Source organism: Antrihabitans auranticaus (genome assembly GCF_016481275.1).
GTDB lineage: Bacteria > Actinomycetota > Actinomycetes > Mycobacteriales > Mycobacteriaceae > Antrihabitans.
This window is the reverse complement of sequence record NZ_JAEMNW010000007.1, coordinates 190,501-208,553: the sequence shown is the minus strand read 5'-3', so window position 1 is coordinate 208,553 and position 18,053 is coordinate 190,501. Positions and strand designations below refer to the sequence as shown.

At 65.4% G+C, this 18,053-nt stretch carries 16 protein-coding genes; 5 read left to right on the top strand and 11 right to left on the bottom strand.

Translation table 11 applies throughout. The features are described from left to right. From fusA to JGU72_RS25225, 7 genes are all read right to left on the bottom strand, one after another. A complete protein-coding gene (gene fusA / locus JGU72_RS25255) occupies positions 1 to 2,106 on the bottom strand; it encodes an elongation factor G (protein WP_199686914.1) in 2,106 nt (701 codons plus the stop codon). 78 nt (positions 2,107 to 2,184) lie between these two features. Further along, on the bottom strand, positions 2,185 to 2,655 hold the full coding sequence (gene rpsG / locus JGU72_RS25250) for a 30S ribosomal protein S7 (protein ID WP_199686852.1): 471 nt from the start codon (positions 2,653 to 2,655) through the stop codon (positions 2,185 to 2,187). A gap of 1 nt (position 2,656) precedes the next feature. Further along, positions 2,657 to 3,031, bottom strand: coding sequence for a 30S ribosomal protein S12 (gene rpsL, locus JGU72_RS25245; protein ID WP_075839236.1), 375 nt, complete (start codon positions 3,029 to 3,031; stop codon positions 2,657 to 2,659). Positions 3,032 to 3,378: 347 nt separating this feature from the next. After that, positions 3,379 to 3,915: a DUF3558 domain-containing protein gene (locus JGU72_RS25240; protein ID WP_199686851.1), complete on the bottom strand. Its 537-nt coding sequence runs from the start codon at positions 3,913 to 3,915 to the stop codon at positions 3,379 to 3,381. Next, on the bottom strand, positions 3,912 to 4,436 hold the full coding sequence (locus JGU72_RS25235; protein ID WP_199686850.1) for a DUF3558 domain-containing protein: 525 nt from the start codon (positions 4,434 to 4,436) through the stop codon (positions 3,912 to 3,914). Before JGU72_RS25235 ends, JGU72_RS25240 begins: the two co-directional genes overlap by 4 nt. 20 nt (positions 4,437 to 4,456) lie before the next feature. After that, entirely contained in the window at positions 4,457 to 5,551 is a 1,095-nt protein-coding gene (locus JGU72_RS25230) for a winged helix DNA-binding domain-containing protein (protein ID WP_199686849.1), read from the bottom strand. Between the two features lie 2 nt (positions 5,552 to 5,553). Then, the gene (locus JGU72_RS25225) at positions 5,554 to 6,528 is read right to left on the bottom strand and encodes an NADPH:quinone oxidoreductase family protein (RefSeq protein WP_199686848.1); all 975 of its coding nucleotides are present in this window, start codon (positions 6,526 to 6,528) and stop codon (positions 5,554 to 5,556) included. Between the two features lie 80 nt (positions 6,529 to 6,608). Here JGU72_RS25225 and JGU72_RS25220 point away from each other — a divergent pair, with 80 nt between their 5' ends. Genes JGU72_RS25220 through JGU72_RS25210 form a run of 3 tightly spaced genes read left to right on the top strand, consistent with a single transcriptional unit; the run spans position 6,609 to position 10,999 of the window. Further along, a complete protein-coding gene (locus JGU72_RS25220; protein ID WP_233533014.1) occupies positions 6,609 to 8,330 on the top strand; it encodes a protein kinase domain-containing protein in 1,722 nt (573 codons plus the stop codon). A 34-nt stretch (positions 8,331 to 8,364) separates the two neighbouring features. After that, a complete protein-coding gene (locus JGU72_RS25215) occupies positions 8,365 to 9,360 on the top strand; it encodes an SDR family NAD(P)-dependent oxidoreductase (RefSeq protein WP_199686846.1) in 996 nt (331 codons plus the stop codon). Positions 9,361 to 9,400: 40 nt separating this feature from the next. Next, entirely contained in the window at positions 9,401 to 10,999 is a 1,599-nt protein-coding gene (locus JGU72_RS25210; protein ID WP_199686845.1) for a protein phosphatase 2C domain-containing protein, read from the top strand. A 22-nt stretch (positions 11,000 to 11,021) separates the two neighbouring features. Here the strand turns inward: JGU72_RS25210 and JGU72_RS25205 are convergent, their stop codons facing one another. From JGU72_RS25205 to JGU72_RS25195, 3 genes are read right to left on the bottom strand one after another with little or no spacing between them, the layout of a single operon-like run. Further along, positions 11,022 to 12,062 (bottom strand): DNA polymerase IV, encoded by a 1,041-nt coding sequence (locus tag JGU72_RS25205; RefSeq protein ID WP_199686844.1) that lies wholly within the window; start codon positions 12,060 to 12,062, stop codon positions 11,022 to 11,024. Continuing rightward, positions 12,055 to 13,305: an RNA polymerase sigma factor gene (locus JGU72_RS25200; RefSeq protein ID WP_199686843.1), complete on the bottom strand. Its 1,251-nt coding sequence runs from the start codon at positions 13,303 to 13,305 to the stop codon at positions 12,055 to 12,057. Before JGU72_RS25200 ends, JGU72_RS25205 begins: the two co-directional genes overlap by 8 nt. Positions 13,306 to 13,308: 3 nt before the next feature. Next, positions 13,309 to 13,680 (bottom strand): YciI family protein, encoded by a 372-nt coding sequence (locus JGU72_RS25195; protein WP_199686842.1) that lies wholly within the window; start codon positions 13,678 to 13,680, stop codon positions 13,309 to 13,311. Positions 13,681 to 13,910: 230 nt separating this feature from the next. Here JGU72_RS25195 and JGU72_RS25190 point away from each other — a divergent pair, with 230 nt between their 5' ends. Next, positions 13,911 to 14,909, top strand: coding sequence for an AurF N-oxygenase family protein (locus JGU72_RS25190; RefSeq protein WP_199686841.1), 999 nt, complete (start codon positions 13,911 to 13,913; stop codon positions 14,907 to 14,909). Between the two features lie 39 nt (positions 14,910 to 14,948). Continuing rightward, a complete protein-coding gene (locus JGU72_RS25185; protein ID WP_199686840.1) occupies positions 14,949 to 16,634 on the top strand; it encodes an FAD-dependent oxidoreductase in 1,686 nt (561 codons plus the stop codon). On the opposite strand, the gene JGU72_RS25180 is transcribed toward JGU72_RS25185, so the two are convergent. Next, complete coding sequence (locus JGU72_RS25180; RefSeq protein ID WP_199686839.1) at positions 16,635 to 18,008, bottom strand: lipase family protein; 1,374 nt, start codon at positions 18,006 to 18,008, stop codon at positions 16,635 to 16,637. Between the last annotated feature and the right edge of the window lie 45 nt (positions 18,009 to 18,053).

Here is an 18,053-nt window from a genome sequence, read left to right as displayed (position 1 = left end):
TTACTCGCCCGTCGCCTTAGCGATGATTTCCTTCGAGACGTTGCTGGGAACCTCTGCGTAGGAATCGAACACCATGGAGTAGTTCGCCCGGCCCTGGGTCTTCGACCGAAGGTCTCCGATGTAGCCGAACATCTCCGACAGCGGAACAAGTGCCTTGACGACACGAGCACCACTGCGTTCCTCCATGGCCTGAATCTGGCCACGGCGGGAGTTGAGGTCGCCGATCACATCACCCATGTATGCCTCGGGTGTGGTGACCTCCACCGACATCATCGGCTCGAGGATCACCGGACCGGCCTTGCGAGCAGCTTCCTTGAACGCGGCGGAGCCGGCGATCTTGAAGGCCATTTCGGACGAGTCGACGTCGTGGTAAGCACCGTCGACGAGAGTCACCTTGACGTCCACCAGCGGGTAGCCGGCGAGCACGCCGTACTGCATCGCGTCCTGAGCACCAGCGTCGACGGAGCCGATGTACTCCTTCGGCACGCGACCACCGGTGACCTTGTTCTCGAATTCGTAGTGCGACCCGTCTTCGCCGTGGAACGGCTCGACGTTGATGATCACCTTGGCGAACTGACCCGAACCACCCGTCTGCTTCTTGTGGGTGTACGAGTGCTTCTCGACCAGCTTGGTGATGGTCTCGCGGTAAGCAACCTGCGGCTTACCGACGTTGGCCTCGACCTTGAATTCGCGACGCATGCGGTCGACGAGGATGTCGAGGTGGAGCTCGCCCATACCGCCGATGACGGTCTGGCCGGTCTCTTCGTCCAACTTGACCGAGAAGGTCGGGTCTTCTTCGGCCAGCTTCTGGATGGCCGTACCGAGCTTCTCCTGGTCGGACTTGGTCTTCGGCTCGATGGAGACGTTGATGACCGGGTCCGGGAACGTCATCGACTCGAGGACGATCTGATTCTGCGGATCCGACAACGTGTCACCGGTCGTGGTGTCCTTCAGACCGATCACGGCGTAGATGTGGCCGGCGCTCGCGGTGGCAACCGGATTCTCCTTGTTGGAGTGCATCTGGAAGAGCTTGCCCAGACGCTCCTTCTTGCCCTTGGTCGAGTTGATGACCTGGGAGCCGGAGTCGACCTTGCCCGAGTACACGCGGACGTAGGTCAGCTTGCCGAAGAACGGGTGCGTCGCAACCTTGAACGCCAGCCCGGAGAAGGGCTCCTCAGCGCTCGGCTTGCGGGTGATCAGCTGGTCTTCGTGGTCGGGCACGTGGCCGGTGGTGGCCTCGACGTCCAGGGGCGAAGGCAGGTAATCGATGACGGCGTCGAGCATAGGCTGAACGCCCTTGTTCTTGAACGCCGAACCGCAGAGCACGGGGTACAGCTCGGAGGCAACCGTCATCTTGCGGATGGCAGCCTTGACCTCTTCGATCGTCAGTTCCTCGCCACCGAAGTGCTTTTCCAGCAGCTCTTCGTCGGACTCGGCAACGGTCTCGAGCAGTTCGGTCCGGTACTGCTCAGCCAACTCGGCGAGCTCTTCCGGAATCGCGACGACCTCGTACTTCTCACCGAGCTTCGTCTCGCCGCGCCACACCTTGGCGTTCATCTCGACCAGGTCGACGATGCCTTCGAAGGTGTCCTCAGCGCCGATCGGCAACTGGATGACGAGTGGCTTCGCGCCGAGGCGCTCCTTGATGGTCTTCACGGTGAAGTAGAAGTCCGCGCCGAGCTTGTCCATCTTGTTGACGAAACAGATGCGCGGAACGTCGTACTTGTCGGCCTGCCGCCACACCTGCTCGGACTGCGGCTCGACGCCTTCTTTACCGTCGAAGACGGCAACTGCACCGTCGAGGACACGCAGCGACCGCTCGACCTCGACCGTGAAGTCGACGTGGCCGGGCGTATCGATGATGTTGATCTGGTTGTCGTTCCAGAAGCATGTGGTCGCGGCAGACGTGATCGTGATGCCGCGTTCCTGCTCCTGCTCCATCCAGTCCATCGTGGCTGCGCCATCGTGAACTTCACCGATCTTGTAGCTGATACCGGTGTAAAAGAGGATGCGTTCGGTTGTGGTGGTCTTGCCTGCATCGATGTGGGCCATGATGCCGATGTTGCGGACCTTGTTCAGGTCGGTGAGCACGTCCTGTGCCACGATCATTCCCTTCGGGAATCGTTGGACTAAAAGCTGTATTCGTTCGAAGGCCTCGCTCCGCTGGGCGGAGCGGGCTCCGAGTCACCAGCGGTAGTGCGCGAATGCCTTGTTGGCGTCAGCCATCTTGTGCGTGTCTTCGCGACGCTTGACCGACGCGCCCAGACCGTTGCTGGCGTCGAGCAGCTCGTTGGCGAGACGCTCGACCATGGTCTTCTCACGACGCGCGCGCGAGAACGTGACGAGCCAGCGCAGTGCCAGCGTGTTCGACCGGCCCGGACGAACCTCGACCGGAACCTGGTAGGTCGCGCCACCGACGCGACGGCTCTTCACTTCGAGCGCGGGCCGGACGTTGTCGAGCGCACGCTTGAGGGTGACGACCGGATCCGTGCCGGTCTTCTCGCGGGCTTGCTCGAGCGCGCCGTAGACGATGCGCTCGGCCGTCGACTTCTTGCCGTCGAGCAGGATCTTGTTGACCAGCTGAGTAACCAGCGGCGACCCGTAGACCGGGTCGTTGATCAGCGGACGCTTGGGTGCGGGTCCCTTGCGTGGCATATCAGCTCTTCTCCTTCTTGGCGCCGTAGCGGCTGCGAGCCTGCTTGCGGTTCTTCACGCCCTGGGTATCGAGCGAACCGCGGATGATCTTGTAGCGAACACCGGGGAGGTCCTTCACACGACCGCCACGCACGAGCACCATCGAGTGCTCCTGGAGGTTGTGGCCTTCACCTGGGATGTAGGCCGTGACCTCGACAGCGCTGGTCAGGCGAACACGCGCGACCTTACGAAGCGCCGAGTTGGGCTTCTTGGGGGTGGTTGTGTACACGCGAGTGCACACGCCGCGGCGCTGGGGGCTGCCCTTCAGGGCCGCGGTCTTGAGCTTCGCGACCTTGTCGGTGCGGCCCTTTCGGACCAGCTGGTTGATGGTTGGCATAGACCGGCTTTCCTCTAATCGGTACTGAAACGTCTTGTGGTCGAACGTGTTTGGAGCTGAGCGGTGGAGCAGTTCGTCGTCTAGCGGTCGTCCGACCTCGTGTCCCGAGGTCGGGCGTGTCGCGCACAGCGCAAAAGCCAGCTTCGGGGCACGACTAGATCGTCAGCCGCTCTCGCTGGCCTAAACATTGCACACAAGCTGCCCGCATGCTTCCGGGCACAGCGATCCACCTTACCTGTCGGCGCGCCGCGTGGTCAAAGTGGCTCGAATTTGCTACGCAACCCACGTGGCGGCGTTGCCGACACACCGATTCTACCTGCGCATTCACGACGCGGCCGCCGCGCGGGCTAACGGGCAACGTTGAGGGTCAATTTCAGTAGGTCGATCGCCGTAGTGCACGGATCCGGGTGCGCCGAGCCGGGGCGATACTGCACCCACCACCCCACGACGCCCGCGTCCGGCGCCCGCGCGGTGACGCCACAGGAGTCCGGATCGTTCGGCGGCTGCGCCTGCACTGCCTTCCAGCTCTGCACGCTGACGTCGGAGAAGTCGTAGCCGAGCTTCTCCAGCGCTGTCCGCTCCCCCTCGAGCGATCCGCTTTCGAACCAGTTGAAGGTGACCTCGACCGACCCGACCTGGCCGCCGACGGTGAAGCGGCAGATCGCGCCGTAGAAACTCTGCGACGCCGAATTGCCGCCGACGACCTCGGCGATCTGGTCCAGCGACACGGTCTGGCATTCCTGGAGGGCGTCACGGAATTTCAGCTCGCTGCCGTTGCGGACCGTCGCATTCGATATCTGCGGTTCCTTGACGTCGTTACCGCACCCGACGGCAAGCCCGGCGAGCGTGATCGCGGCAAGAAGTACACGGGACAGGGATCTCATTCGGTCCTCGATGCGGTCAGGTCGGCAAGCTTCTTCGCGACGTCGCACGTGTCGACGAAGCCCGTGCTGAGGCCGACCGTCACCGACCAGTGGAAGAAGTCGTCGCCGTACTGCACGCCGACCTCGCAGAGCTCACCGGGGATCGAGCCGACGAACGCTTTCTGACCCTGGATCTCGATCCACTCCGGCGGCCTACCGATGCGGTCCGAACCGGTCGCCTCGCGTTCGATCGGACTGCCGCGATACCAGGAGAAGCTGACGCTCGGACCGCTGCTGCCGCCGACCTCCCAGACGCAGCCGACCGAGTTTCGGGTGATCTTGCTGAACGCCGGCACCGAGAAGGCCTGCGCGACCTCGTCATCGGTGGCCGAACCACACTCACCGAAGAACGGACCGATCGGCGAAACCTTCTGGCTGGCGCGCGGTGAGTCTTCGGGCTGGGCATCGCCGTCGTTACCGCCGCAGCCCGCCACGAGCACAGCGAGCGTGATCGCGGCCAATACCCGCCCGTGTTTTCGCACAACCGAAACTGTACCGACAGCTACTCGATCTCGAACGCAGGCGACTTGTCCGGTTCGAGGAACCGCACGAGCGCCAGTCCTTCGTCCTCCAGCGCCGCGATGGTCCGTCGGGGCAGCTTCGCGCCGAGGGAAAGGGTCAAAGTAGCCGTGTCACGGGAACTCGAGATCTTGTAGAGGCCGGCGACGAATCCGTCGACGAGAACGGCAGACATGTTGGTTGCCATCGACTTCGGCGTGACCGCGAGATCGGGCGGCATGATCCGCGTCCGATCCTTGTGCGACAGCAGCGCGTTGTCGTACCAGCCGAGATAGCGGACAGGTGCGGGGGTTTCGGGGTCGGCCAGTACGCCGTCGGCGACGTCGTACAGGGTTCTGCCGTGCTCGTCGGTATAGGTGCGCAGCTGCTCACCGAGCCGGTCGACAACCTCTTTGAGGCCGACCAGCTTCGACCACGTCTGCATGTCCATGGTGCTTGCCGGACCGAACGCGCGCAGGTAACGCAGGATGAGGTCGTCGACCGGGTACGAGCGGTCCTGTGGCTGTCCGAGCCAGGATTCGATCCGCGACCACGTCGGCCGATTGTTGGATTTCCACTTGCCCCGTGGTGGCGTCTGCAGCACCGGCAGCAGGTAGAGGAGCGCTTGCAGCGTCGCCTGGCTGTCGCGGTCGGGCCACTCCGCCGCCGCGCGCTTGCGCAGCTCCGCCGCGGTGACCGGTTCAGCACCGAGCAGGCGCTCACCGCGCGCCCGAACGTCGTCGATGTCCATCCCGACCGTGGCGCCGAAGAAGAATCCCTTGCGGAACGGAATCTTCTCGAGCTCAGGTTGTATGTGCGGGGCGATCCGACGTGCGTCGGCCGCAGATACCAGGTGAATCGTCCCGCGCATCAACGTAATTCGCACGAGCGCCCGGTCGTCCAACGCAGCTGAGACCACCGCGGGGTCGAAACCGTCGATGCGACTCCACAGTGCGATGAACGGCGGGACCACGTCCTGGGCCTGCAACCCCACGAGATGATCGACGAGTTCGTGGACGGTCAGGTCGCAGCGCCGCAGCAACTGCTGACGATCGAGCAGCGTCCGGTTCAGAACGCGGTTCGCGACGACATCGGCCATCCTCAGCTCCGGACGCGGAGTACGACTTTGCCTTTCGCAGTACGGTTTTCGAGCGACGCGATCGCCTCGGCCGCCGCGTCGAGCGGGTAGACGACCGGTTCCGGTGCCGGAATCTTGCCGGACTCGAGCAGTGGCCCGACCTCCGCCCACTGCTCGGCGAGGTAGCCGGGATCGGACATGAACCAGGCACCCCAGCCGACGCCGCGAACGTCGACGTTGTTCAGCAAGAGTCTGTTGACCTTGACGCTCGGGATGTCGCCCGCAGTGAAGCCCAGCACCAGAACGCGCCCCGAACGAGTCAACGAGCGAATGCTGTCGGTGAAGCGGTCGCCGCCGACGGGGTCGACGACGATGTCGACGCCGCGGCCACCGGTCAGCTCCTTGACAGCAGCGAGCCAGCCATCGGTGAGGACCACATCGGTGGCGCCGGCGGCACGGGCTGTCTCTGCCTTCTCCTCTGTGCTGACGACGGCGATCGTTCGGCCCGCGCCGAGGGCGGGCGCGAGCCGCAACACAGACGTGCCGATGCCGCCGGCCGCGCCGTGCACCAGCACGGTCTCACCGTCTTTCAGTCCGCCGCGGGTGCGCAACGCAAAGTGCACGGTCAGGTCGTTGAACAGCAAACCGGCGCCCGCTTCGAGCGAGACGTTGTCCGGCAGCGGGAACACCAGGTTCGGTTGCAGCGCAGCAACTTCGGCCATACCACCGCCGAGACCCGAGATCGCGACAACGCGGTCGCCCGCCTTGACGGATGCACCGGCGGGCGCGGACCGGACGATCCCCGCGACCTCGCTGCCCGGCACGAACGGCGGCGGCGGCTTGTACTGGTAGAGACCGCGGGTGAGCAGCGCGTCGGGGAACGCGACACCGGCTGCATGTACGTCGATGACAACAAGTCCGTCGCCGGCCGGTTCGTCGATATCGACGACCTCCACAGCGGACGGACCGTCGAGCCTGGTTACCGCAATCGCGCGCATTCGCATCCTCTTTCGTGAGTTCGGCACGCTCGCCTGCACCCGAACATAGCGCGCGACCGCTGCGCTACCCTCGCGGGGTGATGCTCCAACCCGGTTCGGTCTTTGCGGGTTACACGATCGAACGCATGCTCGGCCGCGGCGGTATGGGGTCGGTGTATCTGGCGAAGCATCCACGCCTGCCACGGTCCGACGCCCTGAAACTGCTCAGCGCCGACTACGGCACGAGCTCGACGTTTCGTGCGCGGTTCGAGCGTGAAGCCGACGTGGCAGCTCGCATGCACCATCCGAACGTGGTCGCCGTGCACGACCGCGGCGTCGAGGGCGGTCAGCTGTGGATCGCGATGCAGTTCATCGACGGCACCGATGTCGCCGAACTCGTCTCGATCGGTCCGCGCGCACTGCCGGGCCGCCGAGTCGTCAGCATCATCGCCGACGCGGCCAAGGGGCTCGATCACGCACACCGCTTCGGTCTGCTGCATCGTGATGTGAAGCCCGCGAACATCCTCGTCACCAGGGCGCCCGACGAACCGACCGGCGAACGCGCGCTCATCACAGACTTCGGCATCGCCCGCGCAATCGACGAGACACGGCACTTCACCGAAACCGGGGACGTTCTGGCGACGATCGCCTACGCCGCGCCCGAACAGCTCGAGGGGCACGCTGTCGATCACCGTGCCGACGTCTATGCGCTCGGCTGCACCCTCTTCGAGATGCTCACGGGCCACACTCCGTTCCCGCGGGAGAACCCGCTGGCGGTGATCAAAGCCCACTTGGTCGCGCCACCACCGAGGGCGACCGAGTCCGTCCCGACGCTGCCGCCCGCGATCGATGCGGTGATCGCCCGCGCACTGGCGAAGAATCCTGCGCAGCGCTTCGACTCCTGCCGTGAACTTGCCGGCGCCGCCGCAGCTGCATTGGCCGTGCCGCTCGCGCCGATTCCGGAGCCCGAACCGCCCAGACGCGCACCCGGTCCGACCGTCATCGCGCCGGCATACAGCGAGCCGGTGAAGAAACGTTCGAACACTCGGAAGGTGCTGGCCGGCGTCGCGGCCGTCGCGGTGGTCGCGGCCGTTGGAACCGGCGTGGCCCTCGCCGCCCGGTCGTCCGACAGCACGGCGGCCCCGCGCACGACAGCCCAGGCTTCCGGTTCCCCAGCCACGACAGCCCCGACTACCGAAAACCCGCCGTCGGCCCGCTACCGCGAGACAGCACAGCGTGTCCAGGGCAGCACCTCGACCGCAACCTACGACGTGACGATTCCGCATATCGAGGGTGGGAACCCTGCTGTCGCAGCCGAATTCAACGAATCCATGCGCTCGGCGCTGCAGGACCAGATCGACGGCTACGGCGACGAGGCGTTCACGCTCGTCGGCGGCGACAGCGCGGTGACCCACATCGGGGACCATGTCGTCAGCGGCCTCTTGCTCACCTCGTGGAACGCCGACCCGCCCGGCGCTCATCCGTCGCCATTGCTCGCGACGATCGTGGTCAACGGCGATTCAGGCGAGCCGATCACACTCGACGACTTGTTCACCGACACCGACGCCGGGCTCGCGGTGTTATCGGAGCAGGCGGCGCAACTGCTTCCCGAGACTGCTGCGGGACCCGACTTCTTCGAGTTGGGGATCGAACCGACCATGGACAATTTCGCCAACTGGCTCGCGACGCCTGCGGGGATGGAGTTGCATTTCACCGACGGTCAGGTCGGTCCGCATGCGGTCGGCCTGGTCGTCGTCACGGTGCCGTGGTCGGACTTGGCCGACGTGCTCGCGCCGGGAATGGCCGCGATCGTGAGTAGCTGACCGCCTGATTCGTGCAGCGAGTAGGTTTTTCGGCATGCGCGTACTAGTGACCGGTGGGACCGGGTTCGTCGGCGGCTGGACCGCCAAGGCCGTCGTCGACGCAGGACACGAGGTACGGTTTCTCGTCCGCGATCCGCTTCGCCTCGGTACGAGTGTCGCGAAACTCGGCGTCGATCCAGGCAGCTACGCGGTCGGCGACATCACCGACAAGGCGTCGGTCGAAGCCGCCCTCGACGGCTGCGACGCGCTGGTGCACTGCGCCGCACTCGTCGCGACCGATCCGCGCCAGGCCGAGCGGATGCTGACGACGAACCTCGACGGCGCGCGCAACGTCCTCGGCACCGCCGTCGAACTCGGGCTCGACCCCATCGTCCACGTCTCGAGCATCACCGCCATCTTCACCCCCGAGATCGACGAGTTCCGCGCGGATCTGCCTGTTGCAGGCGGCACGGACGGCTACGGACGCTCGAAGGCAGCCGTCGAAACGTACGCACGCGGATTGCAGGACGCGGGGGCTCCCGTCTCGATCACGTATCCGGGCATGGTCCTCGGCCCACCGGTCGGCGACCAGTTCGGCGAGGCCGCCGACGGCGTCTCGGCAGCAGTGCAGATGGGCGTCATTCCCGGCCGCAACGCGGGGTGGACGGTCGTCGACGTCCGCGATCTCGCGAACCTGCATGCCGCGCTACTCGAGCCGGGCATGGGCCCACGTCGCTACATGGCAGGCGGACCGCGCCTGGACGTCGACGAGATCGCGGCCATGCTCTCCGACGTCACCGACACGACCGTGCGGTCGGTGCCGGTGCCCGATACCTTGCTGCGCGGTCTGGGCAAGATCGCCGACATCGTCGACCGGTTCGTGCCGTTCCAGACCCCGGTAACCGAAGCTGGGATGCAGTACTACACCCACATGCCGCCGTCCGACGACGAACCGAGCAAGCGGGAACTCGGCATCCATTACAGGGATACGCGTGAGACACTCGCCGACACGGTCGCCGGACTGCGAACTTTCGGTCGCCTCAAGGCCTGATTTCGGACCATTCGCGCACCTCGCGGCAGAGAATTGAGCGATGCCGCTCGGGACTGCTGGAGGCCGCGGACTGCGTCGGGTATTGCCGATCCTGGCGATCCTGGCGGTGGCCATGTTCGCCGCTCTCACGTGGTGGACGGCTGCACGAAACGACGGCGGTACAGCGTCGCCCATCGTCGCCGAACCTGCAACCCCGGAACCCACGCCCGCTATGGAACTGGATCCGGTCGCGGTGTCCCGCGAAATTGCGCTCACCCTCGGCAAGTCGGATCGCCGCCTCGCCGAAGCCTGCGCGCTCGACGGCGCCGAGCCGCAAAGCGACCCGCCGCGTGAGCGAACGCGGTTCGGCGATCAGGAGTTCGTGGTCTGCGCGCCCGGCCAGGCGCGCCTGCCGAACCTCGGCGAGAAGGCGGTTCTGCCCGCAAACGGCCAACTCGACTTCGATACCCAAGGCAAGACGCCGATCGCCGTGCTGCGTATCGAGGACGACGTGATTGTCGTAATTCAGTTGTCGGACAAGGTTTTCACCATTGCCACCGACATCGGCACCGAGCCGGCCGACCATGCCGGCCCAACAACGACCGCGTCCGGCGGCGACCCGATCGCGCGTTGGCCCCTCGTGCTGTGGCTCGTCCTGTCGTCGATCATCAGCGCCGCGCTGATCTATCTGTGGGCCGCGCGCCCCACTGCTGTGGCGGAGTACTCGCCGGTTCGGTCCGCTCGCGTGCCGCCGACCGCACCGCCCACCCGGCTCGGGCAGCGGACAACGTCCGGATCGAGCGGGCTGACCGTGGACCGCGGCACAGCCGGGCAGTTCGAGACCTACGCCGCCAGCCAGGTCGGCCTCTCGCATTCCACCTACGGGCGGATTCGCGAGGACTCCTATGCCATCGCGAGCTGGCCCGACGACGGCTGGGCATTCCTCGCGATCGCCGACGGCGTCGGCTCGTCGGTCAACTCCCACATCGCGTCGAAGATCGCGGTCGAGGTCGCCGTCTCGACTCTGCAGGAGAACTTGCCTGCGCGGGGGCGCCCCACACTCGACCCGGCGGAGTGGGCGCGGTTCAGCCGGCATCTGGTCGAAACCGTGGCCCGTGAAATGCGGGGGCGCCCCATCGAGCAACTTGCAAAGATCGACGGTTTCGCGAGCTTGACCCCGACGCAGAAGACGAACACCGACCCGTCCTGCACGCTGATCGTCGTCGCACTCGGGCCGGAGACTGGCGGTCGGTACCCGGTGTTCTGGGCGACGGTCGGCGATTCGGACCTCGTTTTCGTCGACGACCGCACGGGCGTGATCGATTGGGCAACGAACAACTCGCAGAAGGTGGGACCGATCGTCAGCAATGTGACCTGGGCCCTTCCCCGTGATGTCAACCAGATGTCCTCTGGGTCGGCGCTGCGGTCACGGGATACGGCCGTCGTGCTGATGACAGACGGCATGGCCGACATCTTTCGCGGCGCGGAACGCACCGTCGCTGCCCAACTGGCAACGGTGACCGCAACTCGACCGCACGAGCATGTCTTCGCCGAGATCATCAACGTCGACGTTCCCGGACTGACAGACGATCGGACACTCGTCGCCGCCTGGCCTGCAGCGCGCGGACCCGTGCAGAAGCGGGATCGGGGTCGCGAGTGACGATCGGAAGATTTCTGCGCAATCAGCTGCGCTCGCGCCGCGCAACCAGTTCGACCCTGACGCCGAGCAGTCGCACGGGCCGGTGGACCTCGAATCGATCGAGAACCACCAGCGCCGCCTCGGCAATCGTGTCGATGTCGGTCGTCGGTGTCGCGAGCTTCATGATCTTGGTCCGGGTGTAGAACGACGCCGTGCGAACCGTCACCGCGACGCGTTCGACAACCCGGTCGGCGGCAACGACCTCAGCTGCGACTGCGCGTGCAATCCCCGTGAGCGCCTCCTGCATCTCGCCGCGTTCGGTGAGGTCTGCCGGGAAGGTCTTCACCTTGCTGCGCGAACGCGCTTCCCACGGTTCGGTCCTGATCGCCGTCTCGCCTTCGCCCCGGCCCAACCGGAGCAGCCACGGACCGGTCGTCGGCCCGAATGCCGTTGCCAGCAGGTTTGGTTCGGCGCTCGCCAGCTGGCCAACCGTGGTGATTCCCAATTCCGTCAATCGCGCGGCCGTGCGGGAACCGATCCCCCACAGCGCCGACGTCGGGCGGTCCGCCAGCAGACCGTTCCACTCGGCAGCGGTGACCCGGTAGATTCCCGCAGGCTTGGCGTAGCCCGTCGCCATCTTGGCGCGCAGTTTGTTGTCGCCGATGCCGACCGAGCACGACAGCTGGGCTTGTTCGCCAAGAACAGTCCTGATCGTGGTTGCCAGAGCTTCCGGGTCGTCGGTCTCCGCGCCCGCGAACGCCTCGTCCCAACCCCACACCTCGACCTGTACCGGCAGGGTGCGCAGCAGGTCCATGACCTGCGCCGATGCCGCCTCGTAGGCCGGCGAATCGTTAGCCAGGAAAACCGCGTCCGGGCACTTCTTAGCGGCTGCGCGCAAGGGCATTCCCGCATGAACGCCGAAGGCTCGCGCCTCGTAGGACGCACAGGCAACCACCTGCCGGGAACGCGTCGGGTCACCCGCACCGCCGACGATGACCGGGACCGTACGTAATTCGGGTCGGCGCCGCTTTTCGACCGCTGCCAGGAACTGGTCGAGATCGACGTGCAAAATCCAGTCAGTCATGTTGGGGTGCCTCGAGCCGAGCGGCCCGGCCGAGCAGGTATCGCTGTTCCGGAATGCTCGTGGTCGCACGCGCCGCTTCCCGATAAAGTCCGGCCGCGGCAGTTCGGTCGCCGGCCATGTCGTGCAGGTGCGCGCGCACCGCCGCGAACCGGTGGTGGTCGGCGATTCGCTCGTCGGAACCGAGCGAGGCAACGAGGTCGAGCGCCTCGTTCGGACCGCGCACCATGGCCAGGGCAACCGCTCGATTGAGCGTGACGATCGGATTGGGGGCAAGCTGCTCGAGCAGTCCGTACAGACCCAGGATCTGCACCCAGTCGGTGTCGTCCGACACCTCGGCCTCGTTGTGCACCGCAGCGATGGCTGCCTGCAACTGATAGGGTCCCAACGGTTTTCGTTTCATCGCGGCCGTCACGAGCTCGGCTCCCTCGGCGATCGCGGCGCTGTCCCAGAGCGTGCGGTCCTGCTCTGCCATCGGTACCAGGGCACCGCCGGCGGTCGTCCGCGCGGCGCGGCGCGCATCGGTCGACAGCATCAGAGACAGCAACCCGGCGACTTCGCCGTCACCTGGCACCGCGTGAAACAGTATGCGGGTCAGTCGAATTGCCTCAGCGGAAAGTTCGACGCGATGCAGGTCTGCGCCCGAGGTGCTCGTGTAGCCCTCGTTGAAGATCAGGTACAAGACCTGCATGACGGCATCGAGGCGCTCACCACGATCGGCAACCGGTGGCATCGCAAACGTCGCCCCGGCCTTCTTGATCGTCTGCTTTGCCCGGCTGATCCGTTGGCCCATGGTCGATTCCGGCACGAGCAGAGCGTGCGCGATCTCCGCGGTCGTCAAGCCGCCGACAGCGCGCAACGTCAGCGCGACCTGCGATGCCCTGGTCAGCGCAGGATGGCAACACAGAATCAACAGCAGCAGCGAATCGTCTACGGGCGCTTCGTCGTCGGGAGCGCGCGCGAATGTCCGGCCGACCGGAACCTGCAGCGCATCGGCATCCTCGCGCTCGCGTCGCGATCGATCGCTGCGGAGTTGATCGATCATCTTTCGCGACGCGATTCTGATCAGCCACGGCCGCGGATCTTCGGGCACCCCGTCGGCCGGCCATTGCTGCGCGGCGACGAGGAGTGCCTCCTGTACCGCGTCCTCCGCGACGTCGAAATGTCCGTAGCGCCGATAGACCGCGCCGAGCACCTGCGGCGCGAGGTCGCGCAGCAGGTACTCGATGCGGTCGGTTGTGCGCACTTGTCAGGCGTTCGGTTCCGGCGGGCCGGACATGATCGGGCGGACCTCGATCGTGTCACCGACCGCATCGGCGACGCGCTTGGCAATTTCCATCGCCCGGTCGTGGCTCTCGCAGTCGACGATCGCGTAGCTCGCCAGAACCTCCTTGATCTCCGCGTAGGGTCCGTCGCTGACGACGAGCCCGTCCGGGTTCTTCCGAATGGTCTGCGCCAGTGCTGGATGGGCAAGGCCTTCGGTGCTGACGAACTCGCCCGTCTCCGTCAGTTCCTTGCCGATGTCCTCGTAGAACTGGCACGTCGCCTGAAATTCCGCACTTGTCACGTCGATCGTGTCCCATGCGTCCTTGCTCGTGTACGCCAGCAGCAAGTACTTCATCTGTCTCGTCCTTCCGGTACCGAGAGGCTCTCGTAAGCCCCTTCTACCCGACACCTCGGAGTGGGTCACGCGATTTCTACATGCTTGACCATTCGATTTAGACAATGAGCATTGATACGTTTGACGTTGTCGAGACCCACAGTTACAGTTAAGTTGACAACAGGCCCTCCATTGTCAGCGACGCGTACAGGAGGGCAGGGGTTGTTCCACACCACCGACAGGAGTCAACGATGTCTCTCTCGACCGTGGCCAGCACGCCTTCGGGTCAGTCTTACGACGAAACCCTGAAAATGCTGTCCGAGGGTTCCGTGCACCGCCACTTCGATCCCTTCGTCGACATCGACTGGGAAGCGCCGGAGTTCGCGGTAACCCCCAACGATCGCCGCTGGATCCTGCCTGAGTCGGGCGACCCGCTCGGTAAGCACCCGTGGTACCTGGCCCTGCCGGACGAGAAGAAGATCGCGATCGGAATGTGGCGCCAGGCCAACGTCGCGAAGGTTGGCCTGCAGTTCGAAACCATCCTGATCAACGGCGTCATGCAGTACGTCTACCGCCTCGGGAACAACAACCCGGAGGCCCGCTACTGCACGCACGAGGTCATCGAAGAGTGCAACCACACCCTGATGTTCCAGGAGATGGTGAACCGCATCGGCATGGACGTGCCGGGTGGCCGCCCCCTGATGAAGTGGCTCGCACCGTTCGTTCCGCTCGCCGGCGCTTTCCTGCCCACCGTGTTCTTCGTGGGCGTGCTCGCCGGTGAAGAGCCGATCGACCACATTCAGAAAGCGATCCTGCGCTCCGGCGAAGAGATCCACCCGATCATGGGTGGCGTCATGCGCATTCACGTTGCCGAGGAAGCCCGCCACATCTCGTTCGCGCACCAGTTCCTGCGCCAGCACGTGCCGGAGCTCAACGCGGTCAGCAAGTTCACGCTTTCGCTCGGCTTTCCCGTCATCATGCGTGTGCTCGGCGACTTCATCGTCATCCCGCCGCCGTCGTTCTGGAAAGAATTCGACATCCCGAAGTCGGTCAAGAAGGAACTGTTCTGGGACGCCCCGGAATCGCGCCAGACGCTGCGTGACTACTACGCGGACGTGCGCATGCTGGCAGAGGAAATCGGTCTCATGAACCCGATCTCGCGCCGGGTGTGGAAACTGCTCAAGATCGACGGCAAGGTTTCCCGTTACCGCAGCGAACCCAGCCGTGTTGCGGCCCTCAAATCCGCGTGACCGCAAAGTCGCGCAGACAACAGCCCAGAACGGTTTCCCATGCCCCACGTCGTAACTCAGCCATGCTGTAGTGACGCCTCGTGCGCGTACGCGTGCCCGGTCAACTGCATCCATCCCACGCCGGACGAGCCGGACTTCCTGACCGCCGAAATGGTGTACATCGATCCCGCATCGTGCGTGGATTGCGGTGCCTGCGTTTCGGCGTGCCCGGTCGACGCAATCGTTCCGCACACCAAGCTCCAAGAGTCGCAGGAGCGCTACCTCTCGATCAACGCGGACTTCTACAAGGAAGACCGGCCACGCCGGCTGCTTGCGCCGGTCATCCCGGCGCCCGCAGCCAGGCGTGACATCGAGCCGCTTCGCGTTGCGATCATCGGTTCGGGTCCGTCGGCGATGTACGCCGCCGACGAATTGCTGACTCAGCCCGGTGTGCAGGTCAACGTGTTCGACCGACTGCCGACCCCGCACGGACTCGTCCGTGCCGGCGTCGCGCCGGACCATCAGAAGACGAAGCAGGTCACCCGCCTGTTCGACACCATCGCCGACCAGCGCGGGTTCGAGTACTACCTCAATGTCGAGGTAGGCACGGACATCTCGCACGACGAACTGTTGTCGCACCACCACGCCGTCGTCTACGCGGTCGGCGCGTCGTCGGATCGCCGCCTCGGCATCCCGGGCGAAGAACTGTCCGGCTGTGTCTCGGCGACCGATTTCGTCGCCTGGTACAACGGGCATCCCGACCACGCGGGCGCGACGTTCGACCTCTCGCAGCGCCGGGTGGTCATCATCGGCAACGGCAACGTCGCCCTCGATGCCGCCCGGATTCTGACATCGGATCCTGCGAAGCTCGCCCGCACGGACATCGCTGCGCACGCACTGAAAGCTTTGCGCGAGAGCAAGATCGAAGAGGTCGTGATCGTCGGCCGCCGCGGACCCGCACAATCGGCGTTCACGGTGCCCGAGTTTTCGGGCCTCCTCGCCGAACCGGATATCGACATCGTCGTCGAAGGCGATATCGAAGCAGACGAGACAGCACTCGACCACAGCACCGCACAGAAGATCGCGATGCTCCGGGAGGCCCAGGCCGGCACTCCGACGCCCGGTCGGAAACGAATCACGCTGCGCTACTTGGCCGCTCCGACCCAGATCCTCGGCGACGACAACGTGGTCGGCGTCGAGTTCGCACGCAATTCCCTTACGGTGAGCGCGGACGGCAACGTGGCGATCACCGCAACGGGCGAACTCGACACTCTCGCTACCGGACTCGTCCTCACATCGATCGGCTACAGAGGCGTACCCGTTGCGGGCCTGCCGTTCGACGATCGTGCGGGCGTCATCCCGAACGAAGGGGGCCGGGTGCAGAACACACCCGGCACGTACGCCGTCGGCTGGATCAAACGTGGGCCGTCCGGCTTCATAGGCACCAACAAATCCTGTGCACAGGAGACCGTCAACGCGCTCGTCGACGACTACAACGCGGGTCTGCTCAACGCACCGAAATACGCTGCGGCGCAATTGCCTCGAACGATTCGCGCTCTGCAACCGGCCACCGTCGACCGAGCCGGCTGGAACGCGATCGATCGCGTCGAGCTCGAGCGCGGCGTCGCGCAGAACCGTGTGCGAGACAAGATCACCGATCGCGCCTCGTTTGCAGCGGTAGTCGCGAGCGTCCCCCGCCCGCGCCTACCGAAGCGGCTCGCGGCAGCTGTCGCTGCTCGCATCTAGTTAGGAGGCCTCTCGCATCCACGTCGAAAGACGTCGTGCGAGAGCGCCATCCGCGAAGCGCGGCGGCCGTGCCGACCGCACCGGTCGGCCTGCGATGACCCGCCCTGCCGCGGCCGCCAACGCCGCGAACCCGGACAGCGACGACGGTTTGAGCGCAATCGAACGCACCGTGCGCGTGTGCGCCTTCGGAAGTGGTTTGCCGTCGAATCGGTCCGACAGCCAATCCAGGACCGTCGGTGCGGCAAGAATCATCAAGGTGATGTGTTCACTCCAGCGGTCGCGCACGTAGGTGACGTGGGCACCGCCGTCGGAGTATCGCCGCGCTTGACCGTCGACGTCCTCGACGTTGATGATCTGGTCGTTCACGCTTTGCACCATCAACAGCGGGACGGCCGGCGTGCGCATCCCGAGCCGAATGTCGTCGAACACCTCGAGGACCTCCGGCATCGCCAGGACGTCGGCGATCGGAAGATCGGTGTAGTTGTCGAAGTCGTCGCCCGCGAATTTCAGGATTGCCGCGACGGTCGGGAGCTTTTCGCACAGATCGAGCCGACGGCGGCCCGCCTCGTCGACATGCTCCTGCATGACGCGTTCCAGCCCCGGGTACAGGTGCCGCAACGCCGCAACGACGATTGCGGGCAGCCCCGAATGGAACGTGCCGTTCAGCCTGATGAACGTCTCACCGGGGTCACCGACCGATGACCCGAGCGAGGCGCCGACGATATCCAGTTCAGGTGCGTATTCGGTCGCCATCTCGGCCGCCCAGGAGGTCGCCATTCCGCCGCCGCTGTAGCCCCACAGGCCGACCTTCGTCAGCGGATCCAGGCCGAGCGGCTCGAATGCCAGTGCCGCACGAACCCCGTCGAGGGCACGGTAGCCGGGTTCACGTGGAGCCCCGAAGTAGCCGTGCACGCCCTCGTGATCGGCGACCGATACCGCCCAGCCCCGGCGCAATGCGCTGGCGATGACGAGCAGTTCGAGTGCCGGGACCGAACCGAACGCCCGCGATCCGCGCTGGAACGAGTACGAGGGAAAGCAGCGCGCCGAGATCGCGTCGATCGCGCACTGGTAGGCCACGATCGGCCGCGGCTCGCTCGGGTCCGCATCGCTGGGCAGCAGCACAGTTGTCACGGCAGCTTCGGGCACGCCGTTGAGGTCGCAGGTCCGGTACAGCAGTTGCCAGGCCGAAATCTTCTGCGGCACAAGGCCCAAAAGCGCAAGCTCGATCTCCCGGCTCCGCAGGATCGCCCCTGCGGGCGCGGCTGCGAAACCTTTCGGAGCCACGTAGAACGGGTCGTCCCCCGGAAGCAACGGGCGCCGCCGCTTGGCGCGCGGGGGTTGAGCTGGGAATTCGACGTCGGCATTGACTGTCATTCGCTACCCAATCTGAAACGGTCTGGTGTCAAACGGATGCTAGCA

Excerpts from the sequence above, each read along its gene's own strand:
- JGU72_RS25240 (WP_199686851.1), bottom strand. The coding sequence starts at position 3,915 with ATGAGATCCCTGTCCCGTGTACTTCTTGCCGCGATCACGCTCGCCGGG.
- rpsG (WP_199686852.1), bottom strand. The coding sequence starts at position 2,655 with ATGCCACGCAAGGGACCCGCACCCAAGCGTCCGCTGATCAACGACCCG.
- JGU72_RS25230 (WP_199686849.1), bottom strand. The coding sequence starts at position 5,551 with ATGGCCGATGTCGTCGCGAACCGCGTTCTGAACCGGACGCTGCTCGAT.
- JGU72_RS25215 (WP_199686846.1), top strand. The coding sequence starts at position 8,365 with ATGCGCGTACTAGTGACCGGTGGGACCGGGTTCGTCGGCGGCTGGACC.
- JGU72_RS25210 (WP_199686845.1), top strand. The coding sequence starts at position 9,401 with ATGCCGCTCGGGACTGCTGGAGGCCGCGGACTGCGTCGGGTATTGCCG.
- JGU72_RS25180 (WP_199686839.1), bottom strand. The coding sequence starts at position 18,008 with ATGACAGTCAATGCCGACGTCGAATTCCCAGCTCAACCCCCGCGCGCC.
- JGU72_RS25220 (WP_233533014.1), top strand. The coding sequence starts at position 6,609 with ATGCTCCAACCCGGTTCGGTCTTTGCGGGTTACACGATCGAACGCATG.
- JGU72_RS25205 (WP_199686844.1), bottom strand. The coding sequence starts at position 12,062 with ATGACTGACTGGATTTTGCACGTCGATCTCGACCAGTTCCTGGCAGCG.
- rpsL (WP_075839236.1), bottom strand. The coding sequence starts at position 3,031 with ATGCCAACCATCAACCAGCTGGTCCGAAAGGGCCGCACCGACAAGGTC.
- JGU72_RS25225 (WP_199686848.1), bottom strand. The coding sequence starts at position 6,528 with ATGCGCGCGATTGCGGTAACCAGGCTCGACGGTCCGTCCGCTGTGGAG.
- JGU72_RS25195 (WP_199686842.1), bottom strand. The coding sequence starts at position 13,680 with ATGAAGTACTTGCTGCTGGCGTACACGAGCAAGGACGCATGGGACACG.
- JGU72_RS25185 (WP_199686840.1), top strand. The coding sequence starts at position 14,949 with ATGCCCCACGTCGTAACTCAGCCATGCTGTAGTGACGCCTCGTGCGCG.
- JGU72_RS25190 (WP_199686841.1), top strand. The coding sequence starts at position 13,911 with ATGTCTCTCTCGACCGTGGCCAGCACGCCTTCGGGTCAGTCTTACGAC.